A 14,817-nucleotide genomic window follows, 5' to 3' on the forward strand; every position below is an offset into this window, starting at 1 on the left:
AACAGGAGGAACCAGATGCGCGCGCTGTTGCAGAGGGTCTCGCAGGCAAAAGTCTCGGTCGAGGGTGCGGTGATCGGGCAAACCGGTCCGGGCCTGCTGATACTGGTTTGCGCGATGCAGGGGGATGACGACCAAAAGGCTGAACAGCTAGCTGCCAAAGTCTCAAAGCTGCGGATATTCAAGGATGAGGCCGGCAAGATGAACCGGTCAGTTCTGGATATCGGCGGCTCGGCCCTTGTGATCAGTCAGTTCACCCTTGCCGCTGATACCTCGCGCGGGAACCGCCCGGGGTTTTCTGAAGCGGCACCGCCAGAGGTTGGAAAGCGCTTGTATGAGACCTTCGCCCAACGGCTGAGCGGCCTTGGTGTCCCCGTCGAGACCGGTCAATTCGGGGCGGATATGGCCGTCGAACTGGTCAATGACGGCCCGGTCACGATCTGGGTCGAAAGCTGATGGAGCAAAGGCAAAAGGCAACCCGAATATGGCAGGCCGGAGTTGACGCGGTTAGTGGATATGCGGCGACGTTAACGGCGCTGAATGATATCGAGGCGCCCGACCAAATTTTAGCTGTCGGCAAAGCTGCGGCGGCGATGACCCGCGCAGCGCTGGACCATTTCGGCCCCCTCCCCGCTTTGGTTGTCACCAAAGATGGCCACGGGGACGCCCTGCCCGACTATGTAGAGGTGATCGAGACCTCTCATCCCGTTCCAGATATTCGCAGTCTGCAAGCGGGCCGCGCACTGCGTGAGATGGTCCAGTCGATGGGATCGTCTTCGCATTTGCTACTTCTGACTTCGGGTGGGGCCTCGTCTTTGGCCGAGGACCTTGTACCCGGCAAAACGCTGGCGAATCTGGAGCAGTTGAACCGAAAACTGCTGTCGGAAGGGATGAATATCTCTGAAATGAACGCCGAACGGCGCAAACTGTCCCAGATCAAAGGGTCTGGCCTGTTGGCTCAGTTCAAAGGAGCGAAGGCGACTGTACTGGCGATTTCCGATGTGCCCGGCGATGACCTGAACGTTATCGGATCGGGCATTGGCGCACTTCCTGAGCCGCGCGATTTTCAGGGAGTTGCGCGCATCGTTGCATCGAACAAGCATGCCCGTGCTGCCGCCGTCCGACAGGCCATGGCCGAGGGCGCACCCGTTCTAGCGAATGAGGAATGCCTGCACGATGACCTGAAAAGCATAACAGCCCGTTTGGGGCCACAGCTGCGCAATATGCCCGAAGGCGTCATGGTTTTCGGTGGAGAGCCAACTGTCGTGCTGCCCAGAAATCCAGGCAAGGGTGGGCGCAATCAGGCCCTCGCTTTAGCGTTGGCCAGAGAAATCGCGGGTATTGCTGGGCTGACGCTGCTTGTCGGGGGCACCGACGGCACCGACGGGCCGACCCAGGCCGCGGGGGCGATTGTTGACGGGACCACCTGGGGCGATGGTGCGGAAAAGGCGCTGCGGGATGCTGACAGCGGCAGCTATCTGGAACGCGTAAATGCTCTTTTCGTCACCGGACCGACCGGTACCAACGTAATGGACCTTATTGTCGCAATCCGAAGCTGATTTGACGATTTTCACCTGCACCAAAACCCTTTTGGCCCCGAGACTGACCGAATGAATCCAGCCGACAATTCGCTACTCGACATCGAAGACCTGCCAGATGTCGGCATTCACATGCCGGATGGGTGCCGGCTTTCAGCCCGGATATGGAAGCCGTCGCATGCAGAAAGCCACCCTGTACCTGCCATTCTGGAGTTCCTGCCCTATCGCAAGCGCGACGGCACTGCGACACGAGACGCCCTGACCCATCCTTGGTTTGCCAAGCGCGGCTATGCCTGCATCCGCGTGGACATGCGCGGCAATGGTGACAGCGAAGGGCTGATGGAGGATGAGTATACCCAGCAGGAACTGGACGATGCAGTTGCAACTATCGAGTGGCTGGCGCAGCAACCGTGGTGCTCTGGTTCTGTAGGAATGATGGGGATCAGTTGGGGCGGTTTCAATGCTTTGCAGGTGGCGGCACTACAGCCAGAGGCGCTGAAGGCGATTATCACGCTGTGCTCGACCGCCGACCGGTATGCGGACGACATCCACTACAAGGGTGGCTGCCTGCTGAACGAAAATCTCGGCTGGGGTGCGACCATGTGGTCTTATTCATCGCGCGCTCCCGATCCGGCCCTGCGTCCGAACTGGCGCGAGCTGTGGCTGGACCGCCTTGAGAACGAGCCCTTTCTGCCCTCTGTCTGGTTGCGCCATCAGACGCGAGATGACTATTGGCGTCACGGGTCAGTCTGCGAGGATTTCAGCGCTATCCGGGCGGCGACTTTGGCTGTTGGCGGCTGGGGTGACGCCTATAAGAATACGGTGCCTTTATTGGTTGAACAGCTTGATTCTCCGGCCAAGGGGATCGTCGGACCTTGGGTTCACAAGTATCCGCATTTTGCTGTTCCCGAGCCCCGAATCGGATTTCTGCAAGAGGCCCTGCGTTGGTGGGACCATTGGTTGAAAGGCCAGGATACTGGCATCGACCAGGAACCCGACTATCGCGCCTATCTTATGGATGGGGTACGCCCCCAGCGCTGGTACAAGGAACGGCCCGGTTGCTGGATAACCGAGGATAAAGGCGCGACCTCGCATCTTCCTATTCAAACTCTGAATATCTCTAATGCTGGGCTGGACCAACCCGGACCGCTGGACATGTGCATCCGATCCCCCCAGACCTGCGGGATGGAAGGCGGAGAATACTGCGCCATCTGGTTGGGGCCGGATATGCCGGGCGATCAGCGTGTGGATGATGCATTTTCGGCCTGCTTCGACAGCGCCCCACTGGCCAATGATTTGAACATCGTGGGCGCGCCGCAAATATGCCTGCACATCAGTGCCGACCGTCCCCATGCCCAGATGGCCGTGCGCTTGAATCACGTCCATCCCGATGGGGCAACAACACGCATAACATACGGTGTCCTTAACCTGTGCCATCGCGATACCCATTCGCAACCGACCGAATTGGTCCCCGGCAAGGTTTACGAGGTCACGCTGGATCTGGACCATATCGCATATCGGGTGCCAAGGGGACACCGCTTGCGGATTGCGGTATCCAGCGCCTATTGGCCGCTGATCTGGCCTTCACCCGAGTCTGCAGAACTGCATCTGACCGAGGGCCAAATCAAGCTGCCCATCCGTCACGCGGCGAGCGAGGCATATGTATTCCCTCCCCCGGATGCCGAGGCCGCACACGACATCTCGAATGTCCGAGACAGCCGGAACTCTCGACAGGTCGAAACTGACATGAACTCGGGGGAAACTCATCTGATTATAGAAGATGACTTTGGCCTTGTTACAGACAACCACCACGGCCTGACACATGGCGGAACAGCCTTTGAACGTTGGTCGATTCGCCCTGATGACCCGTTATCTGCGCGCGGATATTGCCATTGGACACAAGAGATAATCCGTGACGGCACAGAGCTGCGTACAGAAACATCTTGCGAAATGTGGTCAGACGCCGGAAACTTCTACCTCTGTGCTGAACTCAAGGCATTTGAAAACGGCAGTTTGGTATTTTCAAAGACTAAGGAGGATACCGTACCGCGTAATCATATGTGAAATTCAAGCAGGTCTGAGCCGGACTTTTTTCTTGCTCGACCAACCGAATTGCGCCTAATTTGACTGGCGCGTCAATAAAAAAACCCGTCAGGGGCTGACGAGATAAATCACTGGGAGATATCTGAATGAACGAACAAATCACTCACATGGCCAAGCAGGTTACAGCTGGCAAGCTGACCCGCCGCGAATTTATGGGGAAAGCTGCAGCACTTGGTGTGTCTGCTGCGATGGCCAGCACAATGTTTGCCGATGCTGCACGCGCGGCTGGCCCGAAAAAGGGCGGTGATCTGAAATTTGGCCTGCAGGGCGGGGAATCCACCAACTCGCTTGACCCGGCCACCTATGCCAGCTCGGTTCCGTTCCAGAACGGCAAGCAGTTCGGCGACCAACTGGTCGAGGTTGCGCCCGATGGATCGATCGAACCGCGCCTTGCAGAAAGCGTCGAAGGCAGCGCGGATGCCAGGGTCTGGACCTTCAAACTGCGTCAGGGCGTGGAATTCCACAACGGCAAGACCATGACCAGCGAAGACGTGCTGAAAACCATGGAGCGTCACTCGAACGAGGATTCCCAGTCCGGTGCTCTGGGCATCATGCGCGGCATCGAATCGATGAAGGCTGATGGCGACAATTTCCAGGTTACGCTGAATGAACCAAATGCCGACCTGCCCTATCTGATGGCGGACTATCACCTGATCATCCAGCCGGATGGCGGCATGGAAGATCCGGGCGCAGGGGTTGGCACCGGCCCTTACCAAGTGGAAGTCAACGAACCCGGCGTGCGCCACGTGTTCAAGAAATTCGCCAACCACTGGAGCGATTACGGCAATTTCGACAGCGTCGAAGTGGTTGTTATCAATGACGCAACCGCCCGGACCGCCGCGCTGCAATCCGGTCAGGTCCACGCGATCAACCGGGTTGAGCCCAAGATTGCTGATCTGCTGGGTCGCGCACCGAACCTGACTGTGCATTCAACCGCAGGCCGTGGCCACTATGTGTTTATCATGCATTGCGACACGGCACCGTTTGATAACAATGAACTGCGTTTGGCCCTGAAACACGCGATTAACCGTCAGGATCTGGTCGACAAGGTTCTGCGTGGCTATGGCTCGATTGGGAATGACATGCCGATCAACGCGGCCTACCCGCTGTTTGACGGTTCGATCCCGCAGCGTGAATTCAGCATCGAAAAAGCAGCTGAGCATTACAAGAAGTCGGGTCATGACGGCTCGCCAATCATTCTGCAGGTCGCTGATGGCGCCTTCCCTGGTGCGGTGGACGCGGCCGCCCTGTTCCAGCAGACCGCGGCTCAGGCTGGTATCCCGCTGGAAATCAAGCGTGAACCCAACGATGGTTACTGGTCCGAGGTTTGGAACGTACAGCCGTTCTGCGCCTCGTACTGGGGTGGCCGTCCGGTGCAGGACCAGATGTATTCGACCGCGTATCTGTCGACCGCAGACTGGAACGACACGCGGTTCAAGGTTCCGGCCTTTGACGAGATGCTGTTTGCAGCCCGCGCCGAGCTGGACAATGACAAGCGCAAGGACATCTACAAACAGATGGGCATGATGGTCCGCGACGAAGGCGGCGTAATCTGCCCGATGTTCAATGATTTCGTCGAAGGTGTCAGCAATCAGCTGGAAGGTTGGGAAAGCGACCCGACCCAAGAGATGATGAACGGCAACATGTCCCGCAAGATGTGGTTCTCCTGATAAGGACCACGGATCATGCATCCTATCATCAAATTGGTTTCCCAGCGCCTTGCGCTGGGACTCCTATTGCTGTTTGGCGCTTCGGCCCTGATTTTTGGCCTGACCGAAGCCCTGCCCGGAGACGCCGCGCAAGCCGTCCTGGGACAGTCCGCAACTCCTGAGGCTCTTGCTAACTTACGTGAGGAAATGGGGCTGAACCGCCCTGCCCTGACCCGATACGCCGAATGGCTGGGCGGGATCGTTCAAGGCGATCTGGGCCAATCGATGACCAACAAACTGGATATCGCTGAAAGCATCGGCAAGCGCCTGGGCAACACGCTGTTCCTGGCTTGTGCCGCCGCCGTCGTCTCCGTACCACTCGCTATCTTCCTTGGCTTGTTGGCCGTCCGCTATCGCAACCGTATGCCGGACAAATTGATCTCGGCTGTGACCTTGACCACGGTTTCGATCCCCGAATTCCTGATCGGCTACGTGATTATCTATTTCGTTTCCGTAAAACTGGGCTGGTTTTCCTCGCTTGCGATGATCAACGATTCGATGTCCTTCGGCGAAAAGCTCTATGCAATCGCCTTGCCGGCCTTTGTGCTGACGCTGGTGGTATTGGCACAGATGATGCGGATGACCCGCGCCGCAATCCTAAACCTGATGCAGTCGGCCTATATCGAAACGGCTGAGCTGAAAGGTTTGTCCAGTTTTCAGGTCATCGCGCGACATGCCTTCCCCAACGCGATTTCGCCCATTGTCAACGTTGTTATGCTGAACCTGGCCTATCTGGTCGTGGGCGTCGTCGTGGTCGAAGTGGTGTTCGTTTACCCTGGCATGGGGCAATATCTTGTGGACTCGGTGACCAAGCGTGACGTGCCTGTGGTTCTGGCCTGCGGAGTTGTCTTCGCTGCGGTCTATATCGGGCTGAACATGGTTGCCGATATCGTGTCCATCCTTGCCAATCCAAGACTGAGGCACCCGAAATGATGAAGAATCTTCCTATTTCGGCCATGATCGGTCTGTTTTTCACCGGGCTGTACTTTTTCGTGGCGCTCGCGGCACCCCTGATCGCTCCTTACGGCATGGCTGAGGTGGTCGGTGATGTCTGGGAACCGTCCAGTGCCAAACACCTGTTGGGTACGGACAATATCGGGCGCGATCTGCTAACTCGCATGATCTATGGCGGGCGCACGACCATCTTTATCGCTGCTGCTGCCACAATCCTCAGCTTTGCCACCGGCACCACGCTGGGCTTGCTGGCCGCTGTTCTTGGTGGCTGGGCCGATCAGGTCCTCAGCCGAGCGGTTGACCTGGTCATGTCAATCCCGACACTGATCCTGGCGCTGGTCATTCTGGCGATTGTCCCGGTGACTGTCCCGATCCTGATCCTGGTGATGGGCCTGCTGGATGCCACACGCCCCTATCGCCTGTCGCGATCAGTCGCTGTGGATATCAATGTGATGGACTATGTTGAGGCTGCCAAGCTGCGCGGTGAGGGTCGTATCTGGATCATCTTCCGGGAAATCCTGCCCAATGCTCTGTCGCCTCTGGTGGCCGAGTTCGGATTGCGGTTCATCTTTATGGTTCTGTTTATCTCGACCCTCTCGTTCCTGGGTCTGGGCGTCCAACCGCCGCTGGCGGATTGGGGTGGAATCGTGAAGGAAAACAAAGACGGTATCGTCTATGGCATCGGCGCGGCGCTATATCCGGCTGTTGCCATCGCGACCCTCGCCATCTCGGTCAACCTTGTTGCTGACTGGGTCCTGAACCGTACCACATCGCTGAAAGGAGGCCGGGGATGAGTGATACCCTTCTCAAGGTCCGCGACCTCAAAATCGGCGCGACCGTCTATCCACCGGGTGAAAAACCCCATGATATCGAAATCGTGCACGGGGTCAGCTTTGACCTTGAACGCGGCAAGGTGTTGGGGCTGATCGGTGAATCCGGGGCCGGTAAATCCACCATTGGTCTGGCCTCAATGGCCTATGGCCGTGGTGGTGTTGAACTCACCGGCGGAGAGGTTTGGGTTAACGGGCGCGATATCCTGAAAACCCCGCATAGCGATATCCGCAATCTGCGCGGAGGCGAAGTAGCATATGTTTCGCAATCCGCCGCAGCATCGTTCAACCCAGCCAAGAAGATCATGGATCAGGTGATCGAAGCCGCCGTGGAGCACAAGAAGTTCTCGCGTAAAGAGGCCGAAGCCCGCGCGCGGGAACTATTCGACAAGCTGGGGCTTCCCGATCCGGACAATATTGGTGATCGCTATCCGCACCAAGTTTCGGGCGGTCAGCTACAGCGGTGTATGACAGCACTGGCGCTTTGTCCTGAGCCTGATCTGGTGGTGTTCGACGAACCGACAACTGCGCTGGATGTGACCACCCAGATCGATGTTCTGATGGCCATTAAGGAAGCCATTCGTGATACCGGCGTTGCCGCGCTCTATATCACCCACGATCTGGCAGTCGTTGCGCAAGTCAGCGACGACATCATGGTTCTGCGCATGGGTAACACGGTCGAGTACGGCAACACCGATCAGATCATCAACAACCCGCAGGAAGAGTATACCAAGGCGCTGGTCTCGGTCCGCTCCATCGAACATGAAGAAAAGAAGCCAACATCCGAACCAGTGCTGACAGTTGACGGGATCACTGCGCGCTATAAGGGGCTGAATTTCGACGTGCTGCACAACGTCAATGTCGAGCTCCATCCAGGCCAAACATTAGCGGTTGTGGGCGAATCCGGTTCCGGCAAGTCCACGCTGGCACGGGTGATCACCGGGCTGCTTCCACCGCGCGATGGCGAGATCAATTTCGCCGGACGCAAGCTCAGTGGCGATCTGAAGGGCCGCAGCCGAGAAGACCTGCGTGAGTTGCAGATGATCTATCAGATGGCAGATGTGGCGATGAACCCGCGTCAGACCGTCGGCACTATCATCGGGCGCCCGCTGGAGTTCTACTTCGGTATGCGCGGCGCGGAAAAACGCAAGCGGATCGTGGAACTGCTGGATGAGATCGAGCTGGGCGAAAAATACATGGACCGCTATCCGGCGGAACTGTCTGGCGGCCAGAAACAGCGTGTTTGCATTGCGCGTTCATTGGCGGCCAAGCCCAAGATGATCATCTGTGACGAGGTCACCTCGGCGCTGGATCCGCTAGTCGCGGATGGTATCCTCAAACTGCTGCTGGACCTGCAAAAGATCGAGGATGTGGCCTATCTGTTCATCACCCACGATCTGGCAACAGTGCGCGCGATCAGCGACAGTATTGCGGTGATGTATCAGGGCCGAGTCGTCCGCTACGGCCCCAAGTCGCAGGTGCTGAGCCCACCGTTTGATGACTATACCGACCTACTGCTCAGCTCTGTCCCCGAAATGCATCTGGGCTGGCTGGAAGAGGTCGTCGCCCACCGCAAAATGGAAAGCGCCGGGAACTGATCCTGGCCTTTCCCGTAAGTTTATGAAATCCCGGCGCCATTCGATTAAGGTGTCGGGATTTTGCCATTCGGGGCGGGATCAGGCAGCCAGACCGCACCGAATCTTTTAGGGTCGGCTGAAGCAATCTGAAAAAGGGTCAGAGCATGGACCGCAAACTTCTCCTCATCATTCTGGACGGTGTTCCATGGCGCAATTTCCGTCGTTTGTTCGGCAATCTGGAAGGCTGGGTCGACACCGGCGAGGCGCGCGTTTGGAAGAAGCGCGCTGTGCTGCCGTCAATCTCGGCAAGCTGCTATGCCTCGATCCATACCGGTGTTACACCGCAGGAGCATGGCTGTACCGGCAATGGCAACGTGTTCCGCCTGAGTCAGAAGGACATCTTCAGCCAAGTGCGCGAAGCCGGCGGCGTGACTGGGGCTGTGGCCCACAGCTTCTGGTCGCAATTCTTTAATCGCCATCCATTCGACTATGTCCGCGATGTTGAATATGACGAGCCCAACAGCAAAACGATCAATCATGGTCGCTTCCACACGATGACAGGCTATGGCAAAGCCAACCAGATGACGCCCTGTGACGTCGATCTGTTCGCGACGCTGACAAATCTCTGCCTACGCCATGGCTTGGACTATGGATTGCTGCATACCAGCACTTTGGACAGCATGGGTCATAGGTTCTTTCATGAATGTGAAGAGATGGACCATGCCTGTTTCGTGATGGACGAAATGCTGGCCCCGTTTATCCCGCGCTGGCGGCAGTTGGGTTACGACGTCATCGTCACCGCAGATCACGGCCAGGACGATCGTGGCCATCACGGTGGGCGTGGCGCATTGCAGCAGGAAACCGCGCTGTATTACTTCGGTGACGCCGAAGGCCCCGATGCGGACGCTGTGATCGACCAGCTACAACTGGCGCCCACGATTCTGGGCCGTTTGGGTGCCCCGGTTGCCGAAACCATGAAGGGTCAGCCCTTCTTGAAGTAGGGGATCAGTCGTAGGGCCAGATCTGCTGGCCCAACGCCTCTATCGCCACCGAGATCCTCTCGAAGCTGTCCGCCGCACGTTTGACCATGGTGCGCGCCCGCAGATAGCCGTGCACAAGGCCGGGTTCATTGATGCAATGAGCCTGCCCACCTGCAGCCCTGATCTGCTCGCAATAGATCGCACCATCATCACGTAAGGGATCACAATCTGCAGTTACCACCACGGTTGGGGGCAGCCCCGAGAAATCCGTGTCATGCAATGGAGCGAATGTCGGGTCGTTTTCCGGCACATCTCCACCACAGCGCATCTTCTCGTAAATACTTACATCCTCCAGCGTCAGCAAAGGCGCATGGGCATGTTCCTTATAGGAACCACGGGATGAATCTCCGCCCAAGCCTGGATAGATGAGGACCTGACCAAGAAGATTGTCGAACTGCGTCCGTCCGTGCTGTGAAACTGCGGCGGCCAGATTTCCACCCGCGCTGTCGCCCGCCAGAACGAAAGGGTCCTGGAACTCTTGCACCGCCCAGTTGGTTGCAGCCCAGCTATCGTGAAACTGGGCAGGATGAATATGTTCGGGGCTCAGGCGGTAATCCACGGCAATCACCCGATACCCAGTTTGTGCACAAAGTTCGGCACAGACATCGTCGTGACTGTCCAGTCCGCCGACGACAAACCCGCCTCCGTGGAAATAGATCACCGTCCGGCTTGGATTGCCTGCGGTGTAAATGCGAACAGGCACGCCATCGGCGCGCCTGTCTTCTGTTTCAACACCCATTGGGCGAGGCTGGCGAAAATCCTTGCACATTACGTCATAGACGCCGCGCTGATCTTCGATCGACAATTCGACCGCGTCATCAGGATAGCTTTCAGCCGTTCGTCTTATGAACGCCCAGGTTTCTTCATCAATCAGACGTTCATAGTCCATAGCCCCTCCGCGATCAGGCAGCCCACTCCCATGGCCGGGTGAACGATCCCAGCACTTTGCTGACATCGTCGTCCGAGGAACCGTTGGCGTCAAGCTGCGCGACAAGTCCGCGCTTTTTATCATCCAGAACCGAAACCACACGCGCAGCAACGCCTGCGTCTTCAAGCGCACCATTGTAGATGCGTGTGATCGCCTGCTTACGTAGCTCGGGCTTAAAGACTTTACCCACTGCCGTCTTGGGCAGTTCGTCCAGAATGGTCATGTGCTTAGGTTGCGCGGCACGCTCGTGAACGTGAACCCTGCAGTATTCCATCAGCTCCTGCTCTGTCACACTGGCCCCAGAGACCAGTTCGACAAAGGCACAGGGCACTTCGCCCGCATGGGCGTCTGGTTGACCGATCGCACCGGCAAATGCCACGGCCTCATGCCCCAACAGCGCCTCTTCGATCTCGGCCGGGTCGATATTGTGCCCGCCGCGAATGATCAAATCCTTGGCACGACCGGTGATCCACAAATAGCCATCATCGTCAAACCGGCCCAAATCACCGGTGCGCAGATATTTGTCATAGTGGAACAGGCCCACGTTCTTTTCGACCTCTGTATACGTGTTGCCCGCAAATACGCCGGGGTTCGAGATACAGATCTCACCAATCTGATCAGTGCCACATTCGGTCGGACCGTCGGGCCCATCCTGCAGGATTTTCACATCCGTATAAGGGAACGGAACGCCAATCGAACCGATCTTCTTTTCGCCATCCACCGGGTTGCACGACACAAGGCAGGTGGCTTCGGTCAGGCCATAGCCTTCGACTATTGTGACGCCGGTGGCCTCTTCAAAGCGACGGAACAGTTCAACCGGCAAAGGAGCCGAGCCTGAGAAGGCCGTTTTCACTGACGAGATATCGGCGTCGACAGGGCGCTGCATTTTGGCAGAGATCGCTGTCGGAACCGTGATGATAAAGCTGACCTTCCAACGCTCGATCAGTTTCCAGAAATTGTCGAAAACGCCATCCCCGCGGTATCCTTGAGGCGTCGGGAAGACCACATGCGCACCCGAACTCACCGCAGCCATGACGATCACATGCACAGCAAAGACGTGGAACATGGGCAGTGGGCACATGACCACATCGTTTTCGTCGAACAACAAGGTGCCACCACACCATCCATTATAGATCAGGCCGGAATATTTGTGTTGTGCAACCTTGGGCATGCCGGTTGTACCACCAGTATGGAAATAGCACGCAACACGGTCTGATTTACTGTCTTCGAATGTCAGTGTCTTGGGCTGTTTCGCCAGCTCTTTGCTGAAATTCAAATAGTCCGCATGAGCCAATTTAGCCTTGTCGCCCATTTTGGGACGCACAAGGGGCACGATCCACGATTTCGGAGGCGTCAGATAGCGATTCAGGTCGATTTCCAGAATTGTGTTCACACCGGGCGCGTGGCGTACGGCCTCTTCCACCTTCTGTGCAACATCGGCTTTGGGAAATGACTTTAGCGTCACAACAACCTTGGCTTTCGTCTCGCGCAAAATTGCTGCGATTTGCTCGGGCTCCAACAACGGGTTGATCGGGTTCACGATCCCTGCGACGGCCCCTCCCATAAGGGTCACCAGAGTTTCGTTGCAGTTGGGCAGCACATAGGCCACCACATCGTTTTCACCGATACCCAGAGATCTGAAAAGATTGGCGGCCTGATTGACCTTACCCAGCAGATCAGACCACGTCAGTGTCTCGGCCTTATCGGTTGGGCCGGAAAACAGCTGAAAGCTAATGGCCTTGTGGTCGGGGAACTTGGCCGCCGTTCGAGAAAGTAACTGATGAAAGGTTACCGGTACGTCTCGATCCTCCCACGGCATTTCATTTTCAATTCTTGCCTTATCGTCTAATCCCGCGAATGCCATTAGTTCCTCCCTGTACTTTTACTGCGTCACGCGCAGGCTCTCATCTAGGATGAAAGTAAAACCCGCTCATGTGCAAGTAAGGGCTTAACGGCAGAACAACCCAGAATGTAGAATGACGCTGGGGCGCAAAACAAAATATCTCGCCATCAGGTTACTCTGCTGCAACACCATCGGTAAATTGCAACCGTGCCAAACGCGCGTACAGCCCATCCTGCGATACCAGATCGTCATGCGTTCCCTGCGCAACGATCTGCCCGTTCTCCAGGACGATGATGCGGTCGGCTTTTTTCACAGTTGCCAATCTGTGCGCAACAATCAGCGTCGTCCGCCCTGCACGCAACCTGTCGACAGCCCCTTGCACAGCGCGCTCGCTTTCAGCGTCCAATGCCGATGTCGCCTCATCCAACAACAGGATCGGAGCATCGCGCAAAATGGCGCGGGCGATGGCGATCCGCTGTTTTTGTCCCCCGGACAGCATGACGCCTCGCTCTCCTACAAAGCTGTCATAGCCTTCGGGCAGCGTCGAGATGAATTCGTGGGCCGCAGCTGCGCGGGCTGCGTCTTCAACCTCGGCATCCGTCGCATCGAGCCGCCCAAATCGGATATTTTCGCGCGCCGATGCTGCGAATATCGTGGGATCCTGAGGTACAAGTGCCATATGACGGCGGAAATTGGAACGATCCAAATCTCGCAGGTCAATGCCATCCAAACAAACGCGTCCCGAGTCAGGATCATAGAATCGCTGAATCATCTGGATCACGGTTGTTTTTCCGGCCCCCGAGGGGCCGACAAATGCGACGGTTTCCCCGGGGTTGACTGTCAGCGACAGTTCATTCAACGCCACGACATCCGGACGCGCCGGGTAGCGGAAAGTCACATCGTCGAACTGAATCTCGCCGCGCACGGGCGCGGGGAAAGCTTGCGCCTGGCCGGGATCGTTCACGGTGTCCTGAGCATTCAACAGCTCGACCAACCGCTCGGTCGCACCGGCCGCACGCTGCAATTCGCTCCAGATTTCGGACAGGGCCGCAACCGAACCGGCCATGATGATCGAATAGATCACGAACTGGATCAGAACGCCCTCGGTCATGACACCGTTGCGGACATCATTCGCCCCCATCCACAACACGCCCACGATTCCGGAAAACACCAGGAATATAACGATGACGGTCAGCACGGCCCGGGTCTGAATTCGGCGCAGCGAGACAGTATAGGACGTTTCGGTCATCTCACCGAATTGAGTTCGGCTGGCCTGCTCATGGGTAAAGGCCTGAACGGTTTGAACTGCGCTCAGCGCTTCACCGGCGTTGCCCGATGAGGCTGCGATCCAGTCTTGGTTTTCCCGGCTAATAACCCGCAGGCGCCGCCCCAATACCAGTATCGGAACCACAACCAGCGGAATCAGCAGCAAGACCATCCCGGTCAGCTTGGCCGAGGTCAGCAGCATCAGCACAAGCCCGCCCAGAAACATCAACATATTGCGTAGAGCGATCGAGACTGACGAGCCCAGCACGGATTGAATCAGCGTGGTGTCGGTGGTGATCCGGCTCAGCACCTCACCCGTCATGATACGTTCATAGAATTCGGGGCTCATCCCGATGACGCGATCAAAAACGGCTTTGCGGATATCGGCGACAACGCGTTCACCCAGGCGCGTAACAAGCGCGTAGCGGATGCCGGTTCCGACGGCCAGAATCGCGGCTATGCCCAGCGCCGCCAGAAAGTACCAATCCAGTAGCTCTCCGTCTTCGATCCGAAAGTTGTCGACCACACGGCGGACAGCCAAAGGCAATGTCAGCGTCATGCTCGCGGTCAGAACCAAGGCCAAAGAGGCCCCAATCATTTGCAAACGATAAGGCTTCATGAATGGCCAGAGCGAAGCCAGAACACCGATCTTCCTGGACCTGGCCCGTTCTTCAGCCGCACCGGGTGCGGGTTTTGCTGCTGGACTGGCTGAGACGGGTTTTGCCATGTCAGGCCCTTACTTCGTGTTCGAATTCCGGTATCCCGCTTCTTGGCGTCTACAACCCGCCGGGTCAAGCGGTGCAGCCGAATGGCCCAAACGAAAGGCTATTTGACGCAGACTTTTGGGGCTGATTTGGAGCGGGCGGCGGGAATCGAACCCGCTTCATCAGCTTGGAAGGCTGAGGTAATAGCCAGTATACGACGCCCGCTCAGCGGTGGCTGGTTTATGCCATGCCCAAGGTGTCGTCAAGCACAGTTCGCACGTGAAATTCAAAATCATATGACACCCGGGGACGGACCCCGGCGCATCGG

Annotated in this window: 11 protein-coding genes and 1 tRNA gene; 8 read left to right on the top strand and 4 right to left on the bottom strand. The window is 57.2% G+C overall.

All coding sequences use genetic code 11. The annotated features are described in order from the left end of the window. The first annotated feature begins 15 nt into the window (after positions 1-15). From dtd to AC2FH9_RS13335, 8 genes are all read left to right on the top strand, one after another. Positions 16-453, top strand: coding sequence for a D-aminoacyl-tRNA deacylase (gene dtd / locus AC2FH9_RS13300; protein WP_496871846.1), 438 nt, complete (start codon positions 16-18; stop codon positions 451-453). Further along, positions 453-1,556: a DUF4147 domain-containing protein gene (locus AC2FH9_RS13305; protein ID WP_496708735.1), complete on the top strand. Its 1,104-nt coding sequence runs from the start codon at positions 453-455 to the stop codon at positions 1,554-1,556. Before dtd ends, AC2FH9_RS13305 begins: the two co-directional genes overlap by 1 nt. 51 nt (positions 1,557-1,607) lie before the next feature. Continuing rightward, positions 1,608-3,599, top strand: coding sequence for a CocE/NonD family hydrolase (locus tag AC2FH9_RS13310; RefSeq protein ID WP_496871848.1), 1,992 nt, complete (start codon positions 1,608-1,610; stop codon positions 3,597-3,599). Between the two features lie 125 nt (positions 3,600-3,724). Then, the gene (locus tag AC2FH9_RS13315; RefSeq protein WP_142636703.1) at positions 3,725-5,308 is read left to right on the top strand and encodes an ABC transporter substrate-binding protein; all 1,584 of its coding nucleotides are present in this window, start codon (positions 3,725-3,727) and stop codon (positions 5,306-5,308) included. Positions 5,309-5,323: 15 nt separating this feature from the next. Next, positions 5,324-6,280 carry an ABC transporter permease gene (locus tag AC2FH9_RS13320; RefSeq protein WP_142636701.1) on the top strand — a complete coding sequence of 319 codons (957 nt, stop codon included), beginning with the start codon at positions 5,324-5,326 and terminating at the stop codon, positions 6,278-6,280. Further along, entirely contained in the window at positions 6,280-7,095 is an 816-nt protein-coding gene (locus tag AC2FH9_RS13325) for an ABC transporter permease (protein ID WP_142636698.1), read from the top strand. The genes AC2FH9_RS13320 and AC2FH9_RS13325 overlap by 1 nt, the downstream gene beginning before the upstream one ends. Next, complete coding sequence (locus tag AC2FH9_RS13330) at positions 7,092-8,729, top strand: ABC transporter ATP-binding protein (RefSeq protein WP_496694753.1); 1,638 nt, start codon at positions 7,092-7,094, stop codon at positions 8,727-8,729. Before AC2FH9_RS13325 ends, AC2FH9_RS13330 begins: the two co-directional genes overlap by 4 nt. A 143-nt stretch (positions 8,730-8,872) precedes the next feature. Further along, complete coding sequence (locus AC2FH9_RS13335) at positions 8,873-9,709, top strand: alkaline phosphatase family protein (RefSeq protein ID WP_496690969.1); 837 nt, start codon at positions 8,873-8,875, stop codon at positions 9,707-9,709. Between the two features lie 4 nt (positions 9,710-9,713). Here AC2FH9_RS13335 and AC2FH9_RS13340 read toward each other — a convergent pair whose 3' ends face one another. The 4 genes from AC2FH9_RS13340 to AC2FH9_RS13355 all read right to left on the bottom strand — a co-directional run bounded on the left by AC2FH9_RS13340 (position 9,714) and on the right by AC2FH9_RS13355 (position 14,714). Then, positions 9,714-10,637 (bottom strand): alpha/beta hydrolase, encoded by a 924-nt coding sequence (locus AC2FH9_RS13340; protein WP_496708732.1) that lies wholly within the window; start codon positions 10,635-10,637, stop codon positions 9,714-9,716. 13 nt (positions 10,638-10,650) lie between these two features. Further along, positions 10,651-12,540 carry an acyl-CoA synthetase gene (locus AC2FH9_RS13345; RefSeq protein WP_142636690.1) on the bottom strand — a complete coding sequence of 630 codons (1,890 nt, stop codon included), beginning with the start codon at positions 12,538-12,540 and terminating at the stop codon, positions 10,651-10,653. A gap of 151 nt (positions 12,541-12,691) precedes the next feature. Continuing rightward, on the bottom strand, positions 12,692-14,512 hold the full coding sequence (locus tag AC2FH9_RS13350; protein ID WP_496701969.1) for an ABC transporter transmembrane domain-containing protein: 1,821 nt from the start codon (positions 14,510-14,512) through the stop codon (positions 12,692-12,694). Positions 14,513-14,639: 127 nt separating this feature from the next. Further along, positions 14,640-14,714, bottom strand: a tRNA-Gly gene (locus AC2FH9_RS13355). Between the last annotated feature and the right edge of the window lie 103 nt (positions 14,715-14,817).

It is taken from the genome of Ruegeria sp. CDSC081 (assembly GCF_059610485.1).